Source organism: Salmonella sp. 741265055_HSA (assembly GCF_046569525.1).
Taxonomy (GTDB): domain Bacteria; phylum Pseudomonadota; class Gammaproteobacteria; order Enterobacterales; family Enterobacteriaceae; genus Salmonella; species Salmonella enterica.
In genome coordinates this window covers 40,158-58,881 of the sequence record NZ_JBKFSQ010000008.1, presented here as the reverse complement: position 1 = coordinate 58,881, position 18,724 = coordinate 40,158, and the positions used below count along the sequence as shown (strand labels likewise).

The following is an 18,724-nucleotide window of genomic DNA, read 5'->3' as shown; positions in this document are numbered from 1 at the left end:
AATAAGGCGCAGCCGCCATCCGGCATAAAACGCAATTAACTCAGCGGTTTCTGCGGGTTTTCATCCTGATCGACGGCAAAGCAGGCCACCAACTGGCCGTCGTACTCTTTAAGCTGCGGCTGTAACTGCGTGCAGGGTCCGAAGCGACGGCGGCAGCGGGCGTTGAAGGCGCAGCCCGGCGGCGGGTTCAGCGGGCTCGGCAACTCGCCGGTCAGCTTAATCCGCTCACGGCGATCGTCCGGATTCAGCCGCGGCGTGGCGGAGAGCAACGCCTGGGTGTACGGATGACGCGGGTTGTTGAAGATCTGGTCTTTCGTGCCCTTCTCCACGCAGCGGCCTAAGTACATGACCATTACTTCATCGGCGATGTGTTCCACCACTGACAGGTCGTGCGAGATAAAGACATAAGACAGCCCCATATCCTGTTGCAAATCCATCATCAGGTTCAGCACCTGGGCGCGCACCGACACGTCGAGCGCGGAGACCGGTTCGTCGGCAATCACTACGTCCGGATCAAGCATCAGACCGCGGGCGATAGCGATACGCTGACGCTGGCCGCCGGAGAACATATGCGGATAGCGGTCGTAGTGCTCGGTTTTCAGCCCCACCTTCGCCATCATCGCCAGCGCTTTTTCACGACGCTGCGCTTTACTCAGGCTGGTATTGATCAGCAACGGCTCTTCCAGAATTTGCCCCACTTTCTTGCGTGGGTTCAGGGAACCGTAGGGGTTCTGAAACACAATCTGAATTTTCTGCCGCCGTAGTTTCTGGGCGTGCGGATCGTGTTTGAGCAGATCCTGCCCCTGGTAATAAAGCTCGCCGCCGGTTGGCGTTTCAATCATTGTCAGCAGGCGACCCAGTGTGGATTTTCCACAACCGGACTCCCCCACTACGGCCAGCGTTTTACCGCGTTCGAGATTAAACGACACGCCGTCCAGCGCTTTTACCAGCCGTTCCGGAGAAAAGATCCCCTTCTTCACCGGATAGTGTTTTTTCAGGTCGATAGCCCGCAACAGCGGCTGTTGCAAGGTGGCCTCATGCGTACTCATAGTGTGGGCCTCCCGGCATCATCGAGTGGGTAATGACATTTTGACTGACGTCCATCGTCCAGTTGGTTGAGAGCAGGTTCTTCCGCACGGCATCTGTCCGTGGCGTAGGGGCAGCGCGGGTTAAGCAGACAGCCCGTCGGTCGGTCATATTTCCCCGGCACCACGCCCGGCAGCGACGCCAGACGCGCTTTATCTTGCGCAAACTCCGGCAACGCGCGTAGCAGTGCCTGGGTGTAGGGATGACGCGGCGCGCGGAAAATATCCTGCGCAGCGCCGGTTTCGACGACCTGCCCGGCGTACATGACGATAATTTTGTGCGCCGCTTCCGCCACCAGCGCCAGGTCATGGGTAATCAGCACCAGCGCCATGTTCTCTTTTTGCTGCAACTCCAGCAGCAGCTCAATGATTTGCGCCTGAATGGTCACATCCAGCGCCGTGGTCGGTTCATCAGCAATTAACAGCTTTGGTCGACAGGCTATTGCCATCGCAATCATCACGCGCTGACTCATGCCGCCAGAAAGCTGGTGCGGATAGACATCCAGACGAGAGGCCGGATCGGGAATGCCCACCTGGTTCAACAGGTCAATCGCTCGCTGACGACGGGTTTTCTTGTTCCCGCCCTGATGTACCTTGATGGCTTCCATAATCTGAAAGCCAACGGTATAGCAAGGATTGAGGCTGGTCATCGGGTCCTGGAAAATCATCGCCACTTCAGCGCCCACCAGGTTGCGACGTTCCTTCTCGGAAATGCGCTTCAGATCCTGTCCGTTAAAGAGCAGGTTTTCCGCCATCACGCGGCCTGGGTAATCGATAAGCCCCATAATCGCCAGCGAGCTGACGGATTTGCCGGAACCAGACTCGCCGACAATACCGACCACCTCACCCTGCTTCACGCTGTAGCTAATGCGGTCGACGGCTTTGAACGGTGTCCCTTCGTCGCCGAAGTGCACCGATAATTGATCTACATTTAATAACGCCATCTCGAACCTCTTACTGCTTCAGTTTGGGATCGAGCGCGTCACGCAGACCGTCACCCATCAGGTTAAATGCCAGTACCGTCAGCAGAATCGCCAGCCCCGGGAAGGTCACGACCCACCAGGCGCTTTGCGCGAACTGCAATACGTCAGAGAGCATGGTGCCCCACTCCGGCGTTGGCGGCTGTGCGCCCATGCCCAGGAAGCCGAGGGCGGCCATATCGAGAATGGCGTTAGAGAAGCCCAGTGACGCCTGAACGATCAGCGGCGCAAGGCAATTCGGGAAAATATTGACGAACATTTGACGCATCGCACCTGCGCCCGCCACGCGGGAGGCAGTCACATAATCGCGGTTCACCTCTACCAGAACCGCCGCGCGGGTTAAGCGGACATAGTGCGGCAGCGCCACAAACGTCAACGCCAGCGCTGCGTTGCCGATGGAGGGGCCGAAGATCGCCACCAGCACCAGCGCCAGTAGCAGGCTTGGCAGGGCCAGCATAATATCGACCACGCGCATGATAATGTTATCGACCAGACCGCCGAAGTAGCCCGCGACCAGGCCGAGAATAATCCCCATTACCAGCGACAGGACGACCACCAGACAGCCGACCAGCAGTGACAAACGCGCGCCATACATCAGGCGCGAGAGGACATCGCGACCAACATCATCCGTTCCCAGAATATGCGCCCAACTGCCGCCTTCCTGCCAGACCGGCGGCGCCAGCAGCGCATCGCGGAACTGCTCTGCCGGGTTGTACGGCGCAATAAAGTTGGCAAACACCGCAATCAGGATCACGATGAGAACATACGCCAGCCCGACGACCGCGCCTTTATTGCGTTTGAAATAGTGCCAGAACTCCCGCAATGGCGTCATGGGCGCCGGTGCGGCATTAACATTATTTTCAGTAACCTGTGACATGATGGCCCCTTACTTCTTATGCCGAATACGCGGGTTCACCACGCCGTACAGCAGGTCTACCAGCAGGTTGACGAGAATAATCATCGTCGCTACCAGTAACACGCCGCCCTGCACTACCGGATAATCGCGGCGTTGCAGCGCATCGATCAGCCAGCGCCCCAGACCGGGCCACGAGAAGATAGTTTCTGTCAGAATCGCGCCCGCCAACAGCGTCCCGACCTGCAGGCCGATCACGGTGACGACTGGCAGCATGGCGTTACGCAGAGCATGGACGATAATGACGCGCATCCTGGTCAACCCTTTGGCGCGTGCGGTACGGATGTAATCCTCCCCCAGCACTTCCAGCATCGACGAACGGGTCATACGCACAATGACGGCCAGCGGGATTGTGCCGAGCACCATCGCAGGCAGGATCATATGCGCCAGCGCATCAATAAAGTTACCCTCTTCGCCCCAGATAGCGGTGTCGATCAGCATAAAGCCCGTCAACGGATTGGTATCATCAAGGAACACCATATCGCTCACGCGCCCGGAAACCGGCGTCAGGTTCCAGTGGACGGAGACCAGCATGATCAGCATCATGCCCCACCAGAAGATAGGCATAGAGTAACCAGTCAGCGCCAGGCCAACGGCAGTGTGATCGAAGATAGAACCGCGCTTCACTGCGGCCAGCACGCCCACCGGAATCCCCACGGCGACGGCAAAAATCATGGCGCAGACGCCAAGTTCCAGCGTCGCTTTAAAGCGAGGCACGAACTCGTCCCACACGGGGATTCGGCTTTTCAGCGAGATGCCTAAATCGCCATGCATCACCCCCCAGATATAATGGAGGTACTGCTGCCACATCGGTTTATCAAGACCGAGTTCAGCCAGCAGTTGAGCATGGCGCTCAGGGGAAATACCTCGCTCACCCGCCATGATCATCACCGGATCGCCGGGGATCATGTGGACAAAGGCAAAGGTGAGAAGGGTAATACCGATAAACGTCGGGATAACGAGTCCCAAACGTCGGAGAATGAACTGCAACATAACCCGAATTCTCTCTCATGACCCACGGCCTGGAACCGTGAGTCTGTATTGCTCACAAATCTTATCCCACGCAAACTGCATCGCGGATAAAGCATTACGCCGGATGGCGCTGCGCTTATCCGGCCTACACAACACCGGGGCGCAGCGCTCTTTTAATTATTCGACAGAGACGTTTTCGAAGTGATGTTTGCCTAATGGATCAACCACATAGCCTTTAACTTCTTTACGCACTGGCTCATAAACCGTGGAGTGAGCGATGATCAGCGCTGGCGCCTGGTCATGCATCACGACCTGGGCCTGTTTATAGAGTTCAATACGCTTGTTGTGGTCATCGGTCGCACGCGCAGGCTGAATCAGGTCTTCAAACGGCTTGTAGCACCATTTTGAATAGTTGGAGCCTTGCTGGGCGGCATCGCAGCTGAACAGCGTGGCGAAGAAGTTATCCGGATCGCCATTATCGCCGGTCCAGCCCATCATCACCGTCTGGTGCTCGCCATCTTTAGCGCGCTTGAGGTATTCGCCCCATTCATAGGTGACAATTTTGGCCTGAACGCCAATCTTCGCCCAGTCCGCCTGGATCATTTCCGCCATACGACGCGCATTCGGGTTATAGGGACGCTGTACCGGCATCGCCCACAGATCGATGGTGAAGCCTTTTTCCAGACCGGCTTCTTTCAGCAGCGCCTTCGCTTTTTCCGGATCGTAGCCGTAGTCTTTAATATCGTCGTTGTAGCCCCACATTGTCGGCGGGATCAGGTTTTTCGCCGCAACGCCCGCGCCCTGATAAACGGCTTTGATGATGGCCTCTTTATTCACGGCATAGGTCAACGCCTGGCGAACTTTGACATCATCCAGCGGTTTTTTCTGTACGTTATAGGAGAGATAACCCACGTTCAGACCGGCCTGCTCCATCAGATTGATGTTTTTATCCTGCTTCATACGGGCGATGTCAGCCGGGTTCGGATACGGCATCACCTGACATTCGTTCTTCTGCAGTTTGGCGTAACGCACGGAAGCGTCAGGCGTGATGGAGAAGACCAGACGGTCGATCTGCGGCTTCGTGCCCCAGTAGCCGTCAAAGGCTTTGTAGAGAATGCGGGAATCTTTCTGATATTGCACCAGTTGGAACGGGCCAGTGCCGACCGGGTTCAGATCCACTTTTTCCGGCGTACCGGCTTTCAGCATGTTGTCAGCATATTCTTTGGAAAGAATAGAGGCGAAGTCCATGGCTAAATCGGCAAGGAACGGCGCTTCCGGACGCGTCAGCACAAACTGCACCGTGTGATCGTCGACCTTCTTCACTTCGCTAATCAGATCCGGCAGCCCCATGCCTTCAAAGTATTCATAGCTGCCGCCAGACACTTTATGGTACGGATTCTGCTCGTTTTTCTGCCGGTCAAAAGAGAACACGACATCATCGGCGTTCAGCTCGCGCGTGGGTTTGAAATCCTTGCTGGATTGCCATTTCACCCCTTTACGTAAGTGGAACGTATAGGTTTTACCGTCTTCGCTGATATCCCACTTCTCAGCAAGACCCGGGATCACTTCCGTGGTGCCGATTTTGAATTCCACCAGACGGTTATAGATAGGTACGGAGCTGGCATCATAGGTGGTGCCAGACGTAAAGAGCTGTGGGTTAAAGCCTTCCGGCGAGCCTTCTGAACAATAAACCAGGGTTTTGGCCTGCACGCTGGCAGCAACGGTCATGGCCACCAGGCTCAAACCAAGCTTCAGCATCCCTGACTTCTTCAAGGAAATACTCATTCTTCTGCTCCAATTGTGATGTATGTTGTTTTGCCCTTTGCAGTGGCTTTTACCGCCCGGCCTTTTTTGTTTTTTACCTGGTCAGGTCAGTAGTGTGAGGTGGGGATTCCGTTCGCATAATCGACTGAGTTGCAGTGCGGATTCTCCATAAAATGCCCCTCATTCCCTACAATCTGTCAATAGAATGTCAAAACGTCAATACAGGTAACCAGCTTTTACAACAACGGTGAGAATTAACAAACAAAGATTAAAAAAAGTTCAAAAGGGTATTTTCAGCAGAGAAATTTGTGCTATGGGCAGAAAGGCAGAGTTATTCACTTAATATTTTGCAACAGTTAGTGATTAACAATTAGACATTAATTAAAAAATTTCTTTCGATATGTTGATTATCTGAGCGATTAATACCACTAACGCTAAAACGCCCAGGCGAAAATGCTGAGGTTATCCATAAACCGTGTGCAAAAAAGAGTTATCCGGACATTGAAAAACACCATCGAATATGTCACAAAATTGTAAATAAGTAGGCCGTCGTGCGGCCTACCGCGATCACAAAAACTAACTTTTGACCCTGGCCTGCGTGCGCTTTTCGCTCCAGTTAAACAACGAGTTCACCAGAATCGCCGTCAACGTCCCTGCTGCCATGCCGTTGCCAAAGACCATCTGTACGCCCGCCGGGAAATTCTGATACAGGCCGGGTACCAGTATAGGTAGCATTCCCATGGCCAGCCCCATCGCCAGCGCGTAGGTTTTACCCGGCGTATGCAGTGGCTCACGCGCAATCATATCAATGCCGATGACCCCGATAATGCTGAAGACAATCACCGCCGTACCGCACACCACCGAACCTGGCAGACAGGTCGCCAGACGTACCAGCGGCGCGAATATGGCAATCAGGATTAACAATCCTCCGGCAGCCGCAGTCACGAAACGCGATTTCACGTTAGTGGTGCGTACCACCCCAATATTTTCGCCGGAGGTGATAATTAAGGAGGTGCCAAAAATCCCCCCCAGCAGCGACATTACCGCATCACCACGAATGGTACGTGGAATCGCCTGCTGCACATTTTGCGTGGAATTGACTATTTCCGCGGTCGCAATCGTTTGCCCGGTTGCTTCAGCCATAGAGATGACCGCGTAAATCAGTAACGGCAGCGAGGCGGAGAGATCAAAAATCGGCCAGCCGAACGGCAAAAGCTGTGGGAAACTAAACAGCGGCCCGTGACCAACACCGCTAAAATCGGTGCTGCCCAGCGCCATTCCCAGCAACGTTCCCGCTAAAAGGCCGAACATCACCGCCAGCTGGCGCAAAATACCGCTAAACGCCAGCGCGAAAATCAGCGTTATCAGGATAGTCCCCAGCGATAAAATGATACTGGTTGGATGAGCGAAGTCGGCGCTCCCTGGCTGGCCAATGATCAACCCGCCGTACAGGCGAATAAGGTTAATCGACACCATTAGCAGCATGATGCCAATGATAAAGGGGGGAAAATGGTGCAGGCAGCGGCGGAAAATCGGCAACGCGATAAAGTAGAACAGCGAGGTCAGAATTACGGCGCCAATCGCGGTCTGGATATTGGTCTGTAAAGCGATCGCAACGAAAATCGCAATCGGCGCGCCCCCCGGTACCATAATAAACGGCAAACGCGCGCCCACCCCTTTCACACCCAGGCTTTGCAAAATAGCGCCCAGACCGCACATCAGAAAGGTCGCGCTAAGTACCGAGGCGGTCACCGTATCGGTAAAGTGGAGCGCTTTGGCGATCAGGAAGACGGAGGTAATGGGGGTGGCGGCAACGACCAGCACATGCTGAAGCGCCAAAAGTAAGGTGGTTTGCCAGGGTAATGCATCGTTATCCGGCGTAGTAAGGCCAGGCTGCGGCATGATTAACTCCCATAAAACATCAAAAAAATAACCGCCAGCGCGGGCTGGCGGTCTGCATTATTTCAACCAACTAATGGCATCAGCGGCATAGCGATGCGCACGGAAGGCGCTGTTCTGTTTTCCAGGAATAATGCCTTTACTGAGGTGCTCCGGATATTCATTAAAGAACGGAATGATATATTCCCATACCGTTTCGCCTTCCGGGGTGACTTCAAACAGGCGGCCAAACGCCGATTCACAGATAAAGGTGTTGCCGTTCGCCAGCCGCTGCGCGCTCCCCATATACGGCGAGAAAAACGCCGACGGGAAGATATCGCGATACTGCCAGGTAATCGCTTTGGTCTGCGGATCGAACTCCAGCACCGTGGAATGTGGCGAGGTGACGCCGGGACGCAGGTTGCCGTTATCGAAAACCAGAATCGACCCGTTCTCCATCTCAACCGGCGTGTGCTGCTGCGCTACCACTTCCGGCCCTGCATGCCAGATAACCTTCCCGCTCTCTTTATCCACGGCAATGACGCCGGAAGTGGTACGCAGGCTCATCAGCACCAGGCCATCACGGGTGACGGACAGGCCGTTAATCATCGGCCAGTGGCGGCGGTCGAAAATATCATGAATCGGGAAATCTTCCGGATTCAAATGCTCCCAGGCACGCCATTCCCAGACCACTTCACCGTCGCGATTGACCTCTTTGACGACGTCGCTCTGAATCACGCCGTCCGGCGCATCACGTCGCGGGTCGCCGCCGGTAACACGGGCGGCGATATCGGCAGGTAACGGCGACGCGGCGGTATACAGCAGATTACCGTTTTCCAGCCACTGAGCATCGTGGTGATGGTAAATATCTTCATAGTGCCAGACAATTTCGTTATCCGGCGTCACTTCGTAGAAGTCGCCGCCGTGCCAGAGATCCCACACCGGATAGAGGTTCGCTGAAGTGCGGTGGCTGCCGTTATAACCCAGATTACCGTTCGGCAGCAGCACCGCATCACGCCCGGCGCGAACCGGAAGCTGCCACTGATGCGCAACTTCGCCCTGCTCGTCCACCAGGTAAACCCGCCCTTCGGCGGTTTGCGGCGCAAAAAGCGTATAGCCGCCAAAGCTCTTCGCATTATCAGCGTAGATAAGGCCCGCCGGACGGCGTCCAAGGGTGAAAGTCGAATCCTGAGTTAAGTGTGCCACATCGCCTCCTGAGGAATAAATTTGCGCCAAAATACCCCATTAAAACGTTTTAATGAAGAGTTTTTTACGATCATCATTGAAAAAAAGCAAACGTTACCGTCAGGTAAATATGCTACCCTGTGCGCAAATTTTCGCAGGTCAGGAAGCAGATGGCTGTTCAAAATAAAAAACGTGCAAAGTTGATTGATGTTGCCCGCCATGCAGGCGTGTCGCCAGGGACGGTATCCAATGCATTGCACAACACCCGCTTTGTCGAGCCGCAGACGCGACGGCGTATTGAAGAGGCCATTGTTGCGCTCAACTACACGCCGAATATTCGCGCCCGCCAGTTGCGAACCGGCAAAACCAATACCATTGCCTTGCTCTCTTCGGTGCCGCTGGCGATTGCCTCCGGCGCATCACGACTGGGATTTATGATGGAGGTGGCGTTAACGTCCGCGATGATGGCGCTGGAAAAACAGCATGCGCTGATTCTGGTGCCGCCGGGGGCAAATCCACTGGATGCCGTCAGCTTTGACGCGGCGATCCTGATTGAGCCGGCGGAGAACGACCCGCAGCTCCAGGCGCTGGCGCAGGCTGGCATTCCTTGCGTCACCATTGGCCGCACGCCAGGCGCCGGGACTCCTGCACCCTGGGTTGAGCTGCACTCAGCGGCAACAGCACAACTTCTGCTAACGCATCTGGAGGCCTCCGGTGCCAGCAAATGTGCGTTATTTGTCGGTAACACACCGCGAACATCAGTTCTGGAGAGCAAAGCGGCTTACCAGCGCTGGTGCGCGGGACGCCAGGCCCCCGTCGTCTACTCTCTCAATGAAAGCGAGGGTGAAAATGCTGGCTACCAGGCCGCGCAACAGCTATTACAGGCACATCCCGACGTTGACGGCGTGCTGGTGCTGATCGATACCTTTGCCAGCGGCGCGGTACGCGCTTTCCAGGAACAGGCAGTCGCTATCCCGGAGCGGATGCGCGTGGTCACCCGCTATGATGGTATCCGCGCGCGCGAATCGCTGCCGCCGCTGACGGCAGTCAACATGCATCTTGATGAGGTGGCGCGACAGGCAATCACACTATTATTTGATTTGCTGGCGGGCAAGAAGGTCAGTCACAGCGACGGGATCATGCCTGAACTGGTGGTGCGAGCGTCAACCTGTCGGTGATAGAGGATGACTCGCCACTGCGTGGCTCGCCCTGCGGGCCGTTGCTGACGCAACGTTCTCTCGCTGCGCTCGAGTCGAACCTCTTGCCCCCGGAGGTTCTCATCCTCTTCAGGCTTCAGATACAAAAAACCCTGCTCGTTGAGCAGGGTTTCTGAATTTGGTCGGTGATAGAGGATGACTCGCCACTGCGTGGCTCGCCCTGCGGGCCGTTGCTGACGCAACGTTCTCTCGCTGCGCTCGAGTCGAACCTCTTGCCCCCGGAGGTTCTCATCCTCTTCAGGCTTCAGATACAAAAAACCCTGCTCATTGAGCAGGCTTTCTGAATTTGGTCGGTATAGAGGATGACTCGCTACTACGTGGCTCGCCCTGCGGGCCGTTGCTGACGCAACGTTCTCTCGCTTCGCTCGGGTCGAACCTCTTGCCCCCGGAGGTTCTCATCCTCGTCAGACTTCAGATACAAAAAACCCTGCTCGTTGAGCAAGGTTTCTGAATTTGGTCGGTGATAGAGGATTCGAACCTCCGACCCCTTCGTCCCGAACGAAGTGCGCTACCAGGCTGCGCCAATCACCGAATGCGGGCGCATCTTACTGCTCAGGCGCACGCCCGTCAATCCCTTAGTCGCAAAATACAATTCAATCGGCGAGAAAGTCGGCAGACAACCTACTTCGCGGCGACTTTCTGCGCATCGGAAATATGGCACCAGTTGTTGTTCTGGTTAATACCGCCGTTCGGCGATGTATACCCCAGGCAGCCCATTATCGTATCGTACAGCTCCACATGACGACGCGGCACCTTGATCTCCGCCTGCTGTTTCAGGTGAGCGAACATCTGCGCATGTTGCGGACTGGCAAGATATTTATCCGACATCCATACCAGCATCGGAACACGGAATTGCTCCGGCGGCGCCATATTGCGCGGCGTACCGTGCAAATGTTCGCGTTCGTTAATCGACTCGCCGTGGTCAGCCGCGTAGAACACAATCGCTTTTTTATCACGTAGCTGATCGAACACACTGGTAATAAAGTGATCCACATAGGTCACGGAGTTATCGTAAGAGTTGATCATCTGCGCTTTCGTGCAGCCGCTATCGACCCCAATACATTCGGGCTTCCACTGAGCGTAGCTGCGCGGATAACGTTGCGTATAGTTAAAATGCGACCCCTTAGTATGCAGGATAATCAGATGCTTACCCTCCGGGTTCTGGGCAAGTGAGTTCTGCATCTCATCAATCAACAGCATGTCATCAACCGTTTTACCGCGGTTACGCGGCTCGGCGCCGATCTGCTCGCGGTAGGAGATATTATCCGCCATGGTATTGCTATAGAACCACATCTCGCTCTGCATGGCGTACAGATCGGAACTGAATCCGAGCTGTTTGAGTACGGCAAAAACATTCTGCTCTTTTAACGTACGCTGCGGGTTATTATCCGCCCCGCCTTCCCGTACAAACATACAGCGTAAAGAAAGCTTCGTCGCGGTATCGCAGGAATAGCCGCGGAACGCCGCCAGATTTTTTTCCTGCGCCAGCTTCGGCGTGGTATTACGCTCGTAGCCGAAAATCCCCATGTGATCCCAACGGGTCGTCTCACCGATAATGAAAACAACGTAGGTGTCATCCCCATCCTTCGGCGCAACATAGGTAAATTTCCTGGCCGGGTTGATTAACGAATTATTGTCCGACGACTCATCTACCTGCGCCCAGGCATACAGCCCTAACGCAGATAACCAGTTTGAAGGCAGATAGGAGTTCGCCACCACGCCGCCATAGCTGGGTAAGTCGATACCTGTCGCCCGTTCAACCTTTTTTTGCTGTACATCCAGCAGGCGGATAGGCGCCCACACCATTACGCCTGCGAGTACCACTACAGCGGCGCTGCGAAAACGCTGCCCCGGCGTACGTAGCTGGCGCAACAACGTGTAGCGACAGTGGTTACTCCAGATAAAGATGAGCGGAAGCACGCTCACGGCAATCAGCCACAATACGAAGTGCAGCCCCACCACCTCTTTCGAGAGATCGATATCGGTGGTCATAACAGACGCAATAATGCCGTAGCCAATCACCACGTTCAGGAAGGTCATGTAATAACTGGCGCCAGCGGAAAACAGCACCACCAGCGTGGCCAGCACACGCCAGACGCGTCGGCCAAACAGTGAAAGAAGACGAAGTAAGAAGAAAGTGACCAGCACCGTGGCGCCAAGTTCGACAACCGCGGAGAGACCTTTCCAAACGGTAAATTCTTGCGCATAACTGCCAAAACGGCGGTAAAACACGGCGCAATTCATAAACAGACCGATATAGAGCGCAAGCAAGAAACTAAGTTTCTGTTGCGTCATCGATTTAATGTATCTCATGCAAACAAACCCTGGGAATCGGGATAAAAACGACCTGTACAACGATTCTTTAATCAAACAGGTAAATATGCGGCTAACGCAGATGTGAGAAAGTCTACAAGCGCGGCTAAGTAGACCACAGGAAGCGCAAAAAGTGTCTATAGAGAATGTGATTGACCTATATATTTTTGTAAATATATAGACAGGGTATTAGCTGAACTTCTAATAAGTCCAGGCAGCGGTTTATCTCGTTAAAAGCGAGCGTTCACCCCCAGGGTATACAAATAATCGCTATCCGTAGCGCTATTTTCCGCCTGGGAAAACGCCGCATACGCCGCCATGTGCGGGTTAAGTAACACGTCCGCGCCTACGGTGACATCCAGCCAGTTTCCCGCCTGATTTACTGCGGTCATACGACTCAACCCGGACTGCGCTTTCCAGATATTTTCCCCAAACTGTTGGTTATAGCTGATTTGTGCCCAGGGACGGACATCGCCGAACTGCGAGTTTACCCGCCAGCCTAACGTACTGACGCTGGCGTGCCATAACGGATCGGTAAGCGCTAATGTCGTCGCGCTATCGCCATATTCGTTATACATTGATGACGTCGAACCGTCGTAATGCAGCGCCGCTACCGGCCCAGTGGTCACGCGTCGGGAAAGCGGAAAATTCCAGCCCATACTGATACCGCTGGTCGCATCAAGCGGGGTTTCATCCGCCAGGCTAAGCACCGGACCCACCGTATTTTGCGTAGACTGAATACGTTCGGCCAGTATGTCGTTGTAATTCGGTTGGTGATCGCTGTCCCAGGTATAGCGTTCCGTCGTATGCCCCGGAGCCGCTTCAACGATATATTCTTGTTGCCAGGCATACGTGGTATTGATAAAAAACGAGCAGGCCATAAGGCCCGCCAGACAACGCAATGTCCGGCGACCACGGCGTTTTCTTACAATCATCAACGCGACTCCAGAGTAGAGCCGAATTCGGCGATATTATTGTCATTGAATGAAGGATGTCGGGCATCAGCCCTGTATTAACTATTGTCCTTTTAGCGGGCCCGTCAAGGCGGGTTGAAGGAAATTTTCGCGGTAACCACAATAACGAGGAAGTCTATGCAGCGTTGCGGCTGGGTCAGCCAGGACCCCCTTTATATTGCCTATCATGATAACGAGTGGGGCGTACCGGAAACTGATAGCAGAAAGCTGTTTGAAATGATCTGTCTTGAAGGTCAACAGGCCGGTTTATCCTGGATCACCGTGCTTAAAAAGAGGGAGAACTATCGCGCCTGTTTTCATCAGTTTGACCCGGAACGCATCGCAGCTATGCAGGAGGAGGATGTTGAACGCCTGCTGCAGAACACGGGCATCATACGACATCGCGGTAAAATTCAGGCCATTATCAGTAACGCCCGCGCCTGGCTTGCGATGGAGCAAAACGGCGAGTCTTTCGCCGATTTTGTCTGGTCATTCGTTGATGGCCAGCCGCAGATCGCCCAGGCGGCCAGCCTGGATGAGATCCCTACCTCAACACCTGCGTCCGATGCGCTTGCTAAGGCATTGAAAAAACGCGGCTTCAAGTTTGTCGGTACGACTATCTGTTACTCCTTTATGCAGGCGTGCGGACTGGTCAACGACCATATTACCGGCTGTTTTTGCCATCCGGGAGAAAAACATGATTCGCAAATCCCAGAGTGAAGACATGGCGTCTATTCTGGCGCTGTGGATGAAAAGTACCATTTATGCCCATCCCTTTATCGAAGAACGTTACTGGCACGAGAGCGAAGCAATTGTACGCGACGTCTATTTACCCGCCGCGCAAACCTGGGTATGGGAGGAAAATGGACACCTGAAAGGCTTCGTCAGCGTACTGGAAGCCCGTTTTGTCGGGGCGCTGTTTGTCGCCCCCGACGCGTTAAGACAGGGCATTGGCAAAGCGCTTCTGGAATATGTCCAGCAACGTTTTCCTCTGCTGAGCCTTGAGGTTTACCAGAAAAATCAATCCGCCGTAAACTTCTACCATGCGCTTGGTTTTCGTATTGAAGATAGCGCCTGGCAGGAGGATACCTCCCACCCCACCTGGATTATGAGTTGGCAGGCGGATCAAACGCCGTAAGCGGTAGCGTCGGGCCGGTATATTTCTCAAACCAGACCAGCGCGGTGTTGCCCGCACAACCGTTCCCCAGCCGGGAACTGGGAAGATCTTTTGTCAGGACGTTTACCGCGCCGTTTTTGCATATGCCGCCTGCGGTAGGTTCAGGGTCCGGCCATGCGCCTTCGTGAATACAGATAACGCCAGGCCGAATTCCGTCGGTAACGACCGCGCCCGCCAGAACCTGCCCGCGATGATTCCAGACGCGTACCGTATCGCCATCGACGATTCCGCGCGTTGTCGCATCCTGCGGATGAATCGTCACCGGTTCGCGTCCGGCTACCGCATACCGCTCCCGTAACGAACTGTAGTTAAGCTGGCTATGCAGACGGTGCGCCGGATGCGCGGAAAGTAGCTGAACCTGCCCCGCATCGGCGTTCCCGTGCCACTCATCCGGCACCAGCCACATCGGATGACCGGGACAATCCGCGTAACCATAGCTGGCAATGCGCGCAGAATAGATTTCGATTTTGCCGCTGGCCGTTTTTAGCGGATGGTTATCAGGATCGCGGCGAAAATCCGCGAAGCGCACAAACTGCGCGTTGGCGGGATTTTCCGGCATCTCCAGTAAACGGTTAGCCTGCCAGAATGCGGCAAACGGCGGCAGCGTCACCCCCTGGCTGGCGCCACGCTGGGCGGCAATATTATAGAAAGTCTCCAGCCACGCCAGCTCACTTTTTCCTTCGGTGAACCGAGCATAACCGCCGGCTTCCCACCGTTCGCTCAGTTCAGCAAAAACGTCAAAATCATTCCGCGCCTCCCACCGGGGCGACACGACCTGCTTCATCGGCGCCAAATGCTGATTGCTATAGTCGCCGGTCATGGTTAAATCGTTACGCTCATAGCTGGTGGTCGCGGGCAGAACAATATCCGCGTGTTTCGCGGCGGCCGTCCAGAAACATTCCGAGATAACGACCAGTTCCGGTTTTTGCCACGCGCGAATCAGACGGTTGGTATCCTGATGATGAGTAAAGTTCGCGCCGCCCGCCCACCAGATAAAACGAATATCCGGGAAGCGGCGATCCATCCCATTGTGTTGGTAAAACCCACCGGGGTTTTCCAGCGCCTCGACAATACGCGCCACCGGTATTTTATCTACCGCATCGACCCCGCCAGGGATGCTTCCCTGCATCGAGGCTAACACGGCGGTGCGGCGCGTCGGGTTTCCGCCGTTAGCAAAATGATAAGAAAAACCAAACCCGCCGCCAGGCGTACCAATTTGCCCCAGCATTGCGGCCAGCGTGACGATCATCCAGTGCTTTTGCTCGCCGAACTGCTGACGCTGCATTCCCCAACCGGCCATCAACATGGTGGTGTTATGATGAAATATTTCCGCCAGTTCACGAATTTTCACCGCAGAAACGCCGCAAATTTCCGCCGCCCATTCCGCTGTTTTGGCCGTACCGTCGGTCGTGCCCACAAGATAGTCGGCGAAGCGGTCATAACCCGTCGCACAGCGGGCAAGGAACGCTTCATCCTGCCAACTGTTTTCCACCAGCGTATGGGCGATTCCCAACATTAACGCCACATCGGTGCCCATATGTGGGGCGATCCACTCCATCTTATCGCCAAAAAAGTCGACGCTTTCCGAGCGCATCGGATCGATGCAGATCAGGCGTTTGCCGCTTTGTCGCAACGCCGCAAAATAGTCGAGCCCCTGCTCATCCGAGGCATTCCAGGCAATTTTCAGAGTATTCAGCGGGTTCGCGCTCCAGATCACCACCACCTCGCTGTGTTCCAGCACCACCGGCCAGCTAGTCTGCTGCTGGTAAACCTCGTTGCCACCCACCACATAAGGCATGATAGCCTGCGCCGCGCCGGTGGAATAATCACCAAGATGGCCGGTATACCCTCCCGCCAGCGCCATGTAACGCTGCAATAGCGTAGCCGCTTTATGCAATACGCCGTTCGAACGCCAACCGTAGGAGCCAGCGAAGATGGACGATGGTCCATAACTTTCACGAATACGTTTGTGCTGAGCGTGGATCAAATCCAGCGCGTCATCCCAACTTACGCGAACAAACTCATCCTGCCCGCGTATGCCTTGCGGCTTATCGGGAGAAGCCAGGAACCCTTTACGCACCATCGGGAAGCGAACCCGCGTTTTACTGTGAACCTGGTCATGCACAACGGTTTGCAGGGAGTTTTGGTGTGCCGTCGGGAGTTCGCCATACGAGGCAAAAATGCGTTCTCCGTCGGTTTCAACGCGGACTGGCCCCCAGTGTGCGGCGGTCAATACCGAATGACGCGATGGTACGTGGGTCAAGGTTCGCTCCTGAATTATTGGGATTATTTATTTTGCCGATCAATGTTACTTACAAATTTCAGAGTTTTCCCTGGAATTTTCTTCATGTGCAGACGTCATAATCAACCGCCACGGTCGCTGTGGTAAAAATAAAAAAGTGATAAGGATTTAAGATGAAAAAACGTGTATTTGTGATTGCTGCCATCGTGAGCGGCGCCCTGGCAGTATCTGGCTGCACAACAAACCCTTACACCGGCGAACGCGAAGCAGGTAAATCCGGCATTGGCGCGGGTATTGGATCGCTGGTTGGCGCAGGCATCGGCGCGCTCTCCTCCTCCAAAAAAGATCGCGGTAAAGGCGCACTGATTGGCGCGGCGGCTGGCGCGGCGCTGGGCGGCGGCGTGGGTTACTACATGGACGTACAGGAAGCAAAACTGCGTGACAAAATGCGGGGCACAGGCGTTAGCGTGACGCGAAGCGGCGATAATATCATTCTGAATATGCCGAATAATGTCACCTTCGACAGCAGCAGCGCGACGCTGAAACCGGCAGGCGCTAACACGCTGACCGGCGTGGCGATGGTGCTGAAAGAGTATCCCAAGACCGCCGTCAATGTGGTGGGCTACACCGACAGTACCGGTAGCCACGATCTGAATATGCGCCTGTCGCAGCAGCGTGCTGACTCTGTCGCCAGTTCGCTGATCACCCAGGGCGTCGACGCCAGCCGTATCCGTACCAGCGGAATGGGTCCGGCGAACCCGATCGCCAGCAACAGCACGGCAGAAGGTAAGGCGCAAAACCGCCGCGTCGAAATTACCTTGAGTCCATTGCAGTAAACGACAGTACCGGGTAAGGCGGTATGCTTTACCCGGCCTGCATTACTCCCTCGCCAGACCGGACACATCGCGCATTACTCGGTATTCATTCATTATTTACCACGACACGGCTGCCGACAGCGGGGAAATTGGCTGGTCGATGATGGCTAAACGGGTTAATAATAAGCCTGTTCCGGTTGGCGCATGCCGCGCTTACCTTTTGATTTACGGAGAGCCGCATGAAGCCGTCCATCATTCTCTACAAAACCCTGCCTGATGATTTGCTGCATCGCCTGGAGGCGCATTTTACCGTCACCCAGGTACCGAACCTGCATCCGGAAACGGTCGCGCGACACGCGCAGGCATTTGCCAGCGCGCAAGGCCTTCTGGGCGCCAGCGAAACCGTTAACCGCGCGCTGCTGGAAAAAATGCCGGCGCTACGCGCGGCGTCGACCATCTCGGTGGGATACGATAATGTCGAGGTGGACGCCCTTACTGCCCGCAAAATAGTCCTGATGCACACGCCTGCCGTTTTGACGGAAACCGTTGCCGATACGGTGATGGCGTTGATGCTGACCACTGCCCGCCGCGTGGTGGACGTCGCAGAACGGGTTAAAGCGGGTGAATGGACGGAAAGCATTGGCCCGGCGTGGTTTGGCGTCGATGTGCATCACAAAACACTCGGTATCGTTGGGATGGGGCGTATCGGGATGGCGCTGGCGCAGCGGGCGCACTTTGGGTTTACCATGCCGGTTCTCTATCACGCCCGTCGGCGGCATCAGGAGGCGGAAGACCGTTTTAACGCCCGCTACTGCGATCTGGATACGTTGTTGCAGGAGGCTGATTTTGTCTGCGTGATCCTGCCGCTAACGGCAGAAACGCGACATCTGTTTGGTGCAACACAGTTTGCCAGAATGAAATCGTCCGCCATTTTTATTAATGCCGGACGCGGCCCGGTGGTCGATGAAAACGCGCTGATTGCCGCGCTACAAAACGGTGAAATATATGCGGCAGGTCTGGATGTTTTTGAACAGGAACCGCTATCCGTGGATTCGCCCCTGCTGAACATGTCTAATGTCGTCGCAGTGCCGCATATTGGCTCAGCAACGCATGAGACGCGCTACAACATGATGGCCTGTGCGGTGGATAATTTGATTGATGCGCTGCAGGGAAAAATAGAGAAGAACTGCGTCAATCCGCAGGCGGCGGGATAACACTACAGGCCCGATA

15 protein-coding genes, 1 tRNA gene and 3 other RNA genes are annotated in these 18,724 nt (G+C 55.0%); 5 read left to right on the top strand and 14 right to left on the bottom strand.

Translation table 11 applies throughout. The annotated features are described in order from the left end of the window. Positions 1–35 precede the first annotated feature (35 nt). From dppF to ACLD4K_RS06635, 7 genes are all read right to left on the bottom strand, one after another. Positions 36–1,049, bottom strand: a complete 1,014-nt coding sequence (gene dppF, locus ACLD4K_RS06665) for a dipeptide ABC transporter ATP-binding subunit DppF (protein ID WP_058108000.1) — start codon at positions 1,047–1,049, stop codon at positions 36–38. Then, positions 1,046–2,029: a dipeptide ABC transporter ATP-binding protein gene (gene dppD / locus ACLD4K_RS06660; RefSeq protein WP_001196509.1), complete on the bottom strand. Its 984-nt coding sequence runs from the start codon at positions 2,027–2,029 to the stop codon at positions 1,046–1,048. The genes dppF and dppD overlap by 4 nt, the downstream gene beginning before the upstream one ends. Positions 2,030–2,039: 10 nt before the next feature. Then, the gene (dppC, locus tag ACLD4K_RS06655) at positions 2,040–2,942 is read right to left on the bottom strand and encodes a dipeptide ABC transporter permease DppC (RefSeq protein WP_000084690.1); all 903 of its coding nucleotides are present in this window, start codon (positions 2,940–2,942) and stop codon (positions 2,040–2,042) included. A gap of 9 nt (positions 2,943–2,951) precedes the next feature. Next, positions 2,952–3,971, bottom strand: coding sequence for a dipeptide ABC transporter permease DppB (gene dppB / locus ACLD4K_RS06650; RefSeq protein ID WP_000938843.1), 1,020 nt, complete (start codon positions 3,969–3,971; stop codon positions 2,952–2,954). A gap of 156 nt (positions 3,972–4,127) precedes the next feature. Next, complete coding sequence (dppA, locus tag ACLD4K_RS06645; protein ID WP_183059206.1) at positions 4,128–5,735, bottom strand: dipeptide ABC transporter periplasmic-binding protein DppA; 1,608 nt, start codon at positions 5,733–5,735, stop codon at positions 4,128–4,130. A 555-nt stretch (positions 5,736–6,290) separates the two neighbouring features. Further along, positions 6,291–7,616: a uracil-xanthine permease family protein gene (locus ACLD4K_RS06640; protein ID WP_001136076.1), complete on the bottom strand. Its 1,326-nt coding sequence runs from the start codon at positions 7,614–7,616 to the stop codon at positions 6,291–6,293. Between the two features lie 57 nt (positions 7,617–7,673). Then, complete coding sequence (locus ACLD4K_RS06635; protein ID WP_411011576.1) at positions 7,674–8,798, bottom strand: aryl-sulfate sulfotransferase; 1,125 nt, start codon at positions 8,796–8,798, stop codon at positions 7,674–7,676. 149 nt (positions 8,799–8,947) lie between these two features. On the opposite strand from ACLD4K_RS06635, the gene ACLD4K_RS06630 reads away from it, so the two are divergent. Beyond that, entirely contained in the window at positions 8,948–9,955 is a 1,008-nt protein-coding gene (locus ACLD4K_RS06630) for a substrate-binding domain-containing protein (RefSeq protein WP_411011575.1), read from the top strand. On the opposite strand, the gene ACLD4K_RS06625 is transcribed toward ACLD4K_RS06630, so the two are convergent. From ACLD4K_RS06625 to ACLD4K_RS06600, 6 genes are all read right to left on the bottom strand, one after another. Then, a non-coding RNA gene (locus ACLD4K_RS06625) (RtT sRNA) lies at positions 9,946–10,079 on the bottom strand. The two genes, ACLD4K_RS06630 and ACLD4K_RS06625, sit on opposite strands and share 10 nt — an antisense overlap. A 34-nt stretch (positions 10,080–10,113) precedes the next feature. After that, a non-coding RNA gene (locus ACLD4K_RS06620) (RtT sRNA) lies at positions 10,114–10,247 on the bottom strand. Positions 10,248–10,281: 34 nt separating this feature from the next. Further along, a non-coding RNA gene (locus tag ACLD4K_RS06615) (RtT sRNA) lies at positions 10,282–10,414 on the bottom strand. A gap of 34 nt (positions 10,415–10,448) precedes the next feature. Next, positions 10,449–10,525 (bottom strand) — tRNA-Pro (locus tag ACLD4K_RS06610). A gap of 90 nt (positions 10,526–10,615) precedes the next feature. Continuing rightward, the gene (gene eptB / locus ACLD4K_RS06605) at positions 10,616–12,307 is read right to left on the bottom strand and encodes a kdo(2)-lipid A phosphoethanolamine 7''-transferase (protein WP_411011574.1); all 1,692 of its coding nucleotides are present in this window, start codon (positions 12,305–12,307) and stop codon (positions 10,616–10,618) included. Positions 12,308–12,537: 230 nt separating this feature from the next. After that, positions 12,538–13,242, bottom strand: a complete 705-nt coding sequence (locus ACLD4K_RS06600) for an autotransporter domain-containing protein (protein WP_411011573.1) — start codon at positions 13,240–13,242, stop codon at positions 12,538–12,540. Between the two features lie 156 nt (positions 13,243–13,398). On the opposite strand from ACLD4K_RS06600, the gene tag reads away from it, so the two are divergent. Both tag and ACLD4K_RS06590 read left to right on the top strand, forming a co-directional pair. Then, on the top strand, positions 13,399–13,980 hold the full coding sequence (gene tag, locus ACLD4K_RS06595) for a DNA-3-methyladenine glycosylase I (RefSeq protein WP_183059201.1): 582 nt from the start codon (positions 13,399–13,401) through the stop codon (positions 13,978–13,980). Then, the gene (locus ACLD4K_RS06590) at positions 13,958–14,398 is read left to right on the top strand and encodes an N-acetyltransferase (protein WP_183059200.1); all 441 of its coding nucleotides are present in this window, start codon (positions 13,958–13,960) and stop codon (positions 14,396–14,398) included. Before tag ends, ACLD4K_RS06590 begins: the two co-directional genes overlap by 23 nt. Here the strand turns inward: ACLD4K_RS06590 and ACLD4K_RS06585 are convergent. Beyond that, entirely contained in the window at positions 14,367–16,700 is a 2,334-nt protein-coding gene (locus tag ACLD4K_RS06585) for a molybdopterin guanine dinucleotide-containing S/N-oxide reductase (protein WP_411011572.1), read from the bottom strand. The genes ACLD4K_RS06590 and ACLD4K_RS06585 overlap by 32 nt on opposite strands. 152 nt (positions 16,701–16,852) lie before the next feature. On the opposite strand from ACLD4K_RS06585, the gene ACLD4K_RS06580 reads away from it, so the two are divergent. Then, on the top strand, positions 16,853–17,515 hold the full coding sequence (locus ACLD4K_RS06580) for an OmpA family lipoprotein (protein WP_000747548.1): 663 nt from the start codon (positions 16,853–16,855) through the stop codon (positions 17,513–17,515). Between the two features lie 218 nt (positions 17,516–17,733). Next, positions 17,734–18,708 carry a glyoxylate/hydroxypyruvate reductase GhrB gene (gene ghrB, locus ACLD4K_RS06575; protein WP_001528209.1) on the top strand — a complete coding sequence of 325 codons (975 nt, stop codon included), beginning with the start codon at positions 17,734–17,736 and terminating at the stop codon, positions 18,706–18,708. Positions 18,709–18,724: the final 16 nt, after the last annotated feature.

Excerpts from the sequence above, each read along its gene's own strand:
- dppD (WP_001196509.1), bottom strand. The coding sequence starts at position 2,029 with ATGGCGTTATTAAATGTAGATCAATTATCGGTGCACTTCGGCGACGAA.
- ACLD4K_RS06590 (WP_183059200.1), top strand. The coding sequence starts at position 13,958 with ATGATTCGCAAATCCCAGAGTGAAGACATGGCGTCTATTCTGGCGCTG.
- dppA (WP_183059206.1), bottom strand. The coding sequence starts at position 5,735 with ATGAGTATTTCCTTGAAGAAGTCAGGGATGCTGAAGCTTGGTTTGAGC.
- dppC (WP_000084690.1), bottom strand. The coding sequence starts at position 2,942 with ATGTCACAGGTTACTGAAAATAATGTTAATGCCGCACCGGCGCCCATG.
- ACLD4K_RS06630 (WP_411011575.1), top strand. The coding sequence starts at position 8,948 with ATGGCTGTTCAAAATAAAAAACGTGCAAAGTTGATTGATGTTGCCCGC.
- dppF (WP_058108000.1), bottom strand. The coding sequence starts at position 1,049 with ATGAGTACGCATGAGGCCACCTTGCAACAGCCGCTGTTGCGGGCTATC.
- ACLD4K_RS06640 (WP_001136076.1), bottom strand. The coding sequence starts at position 7,616 with ATGCCGCAGCCTGGCCTTACTACGCCGGATAACGATGCATTACCCTGG.
- dppB (WP_000938843.1), bottom strand. The coding sequence starts at position 3,971 with ATGTTGCAGTTCATTCTCCGACGTTTGGGACTCGTTATCCCGACGTTT.
- ACLD4K_RS06600 (WP_411011573.1), bottom strand. The coding sequence starts at position 13,242 with ATGATTGTAAGAAAACGCCGTGGTCGCCGGACATTGCGTTGTCTGGCG.
- ghrB (WP_001528209.1), top strand. The coding sequence starts at position 17,734 with ATGAAGCCGTCCATCATTCTCTACAAAACCCTGCCTGATGATTTGCTG.
- eptB (WP_411011574.1), bottom strand. The coding sequence starts at position 12,307 with ATGAGATACATTAAATCGATGACGCAACAGAAACTTAGTTTCTTGCTT.
- ACLD4K_RS06580 (WP_000747548.1), top strand. The coding sequence starts at position 16,853 with ATGAAAAAACGTGTATTTGTGATTGCTGCCATCGTGAGCGGCGCCCTG.
- tag (WP_183059201.1), top strand. The coding sequence starts at position 13,399 with ATGCAGCGTTGCGGCTGGGTCAGCCAGGACCCCCTTTATATTGCCTAT.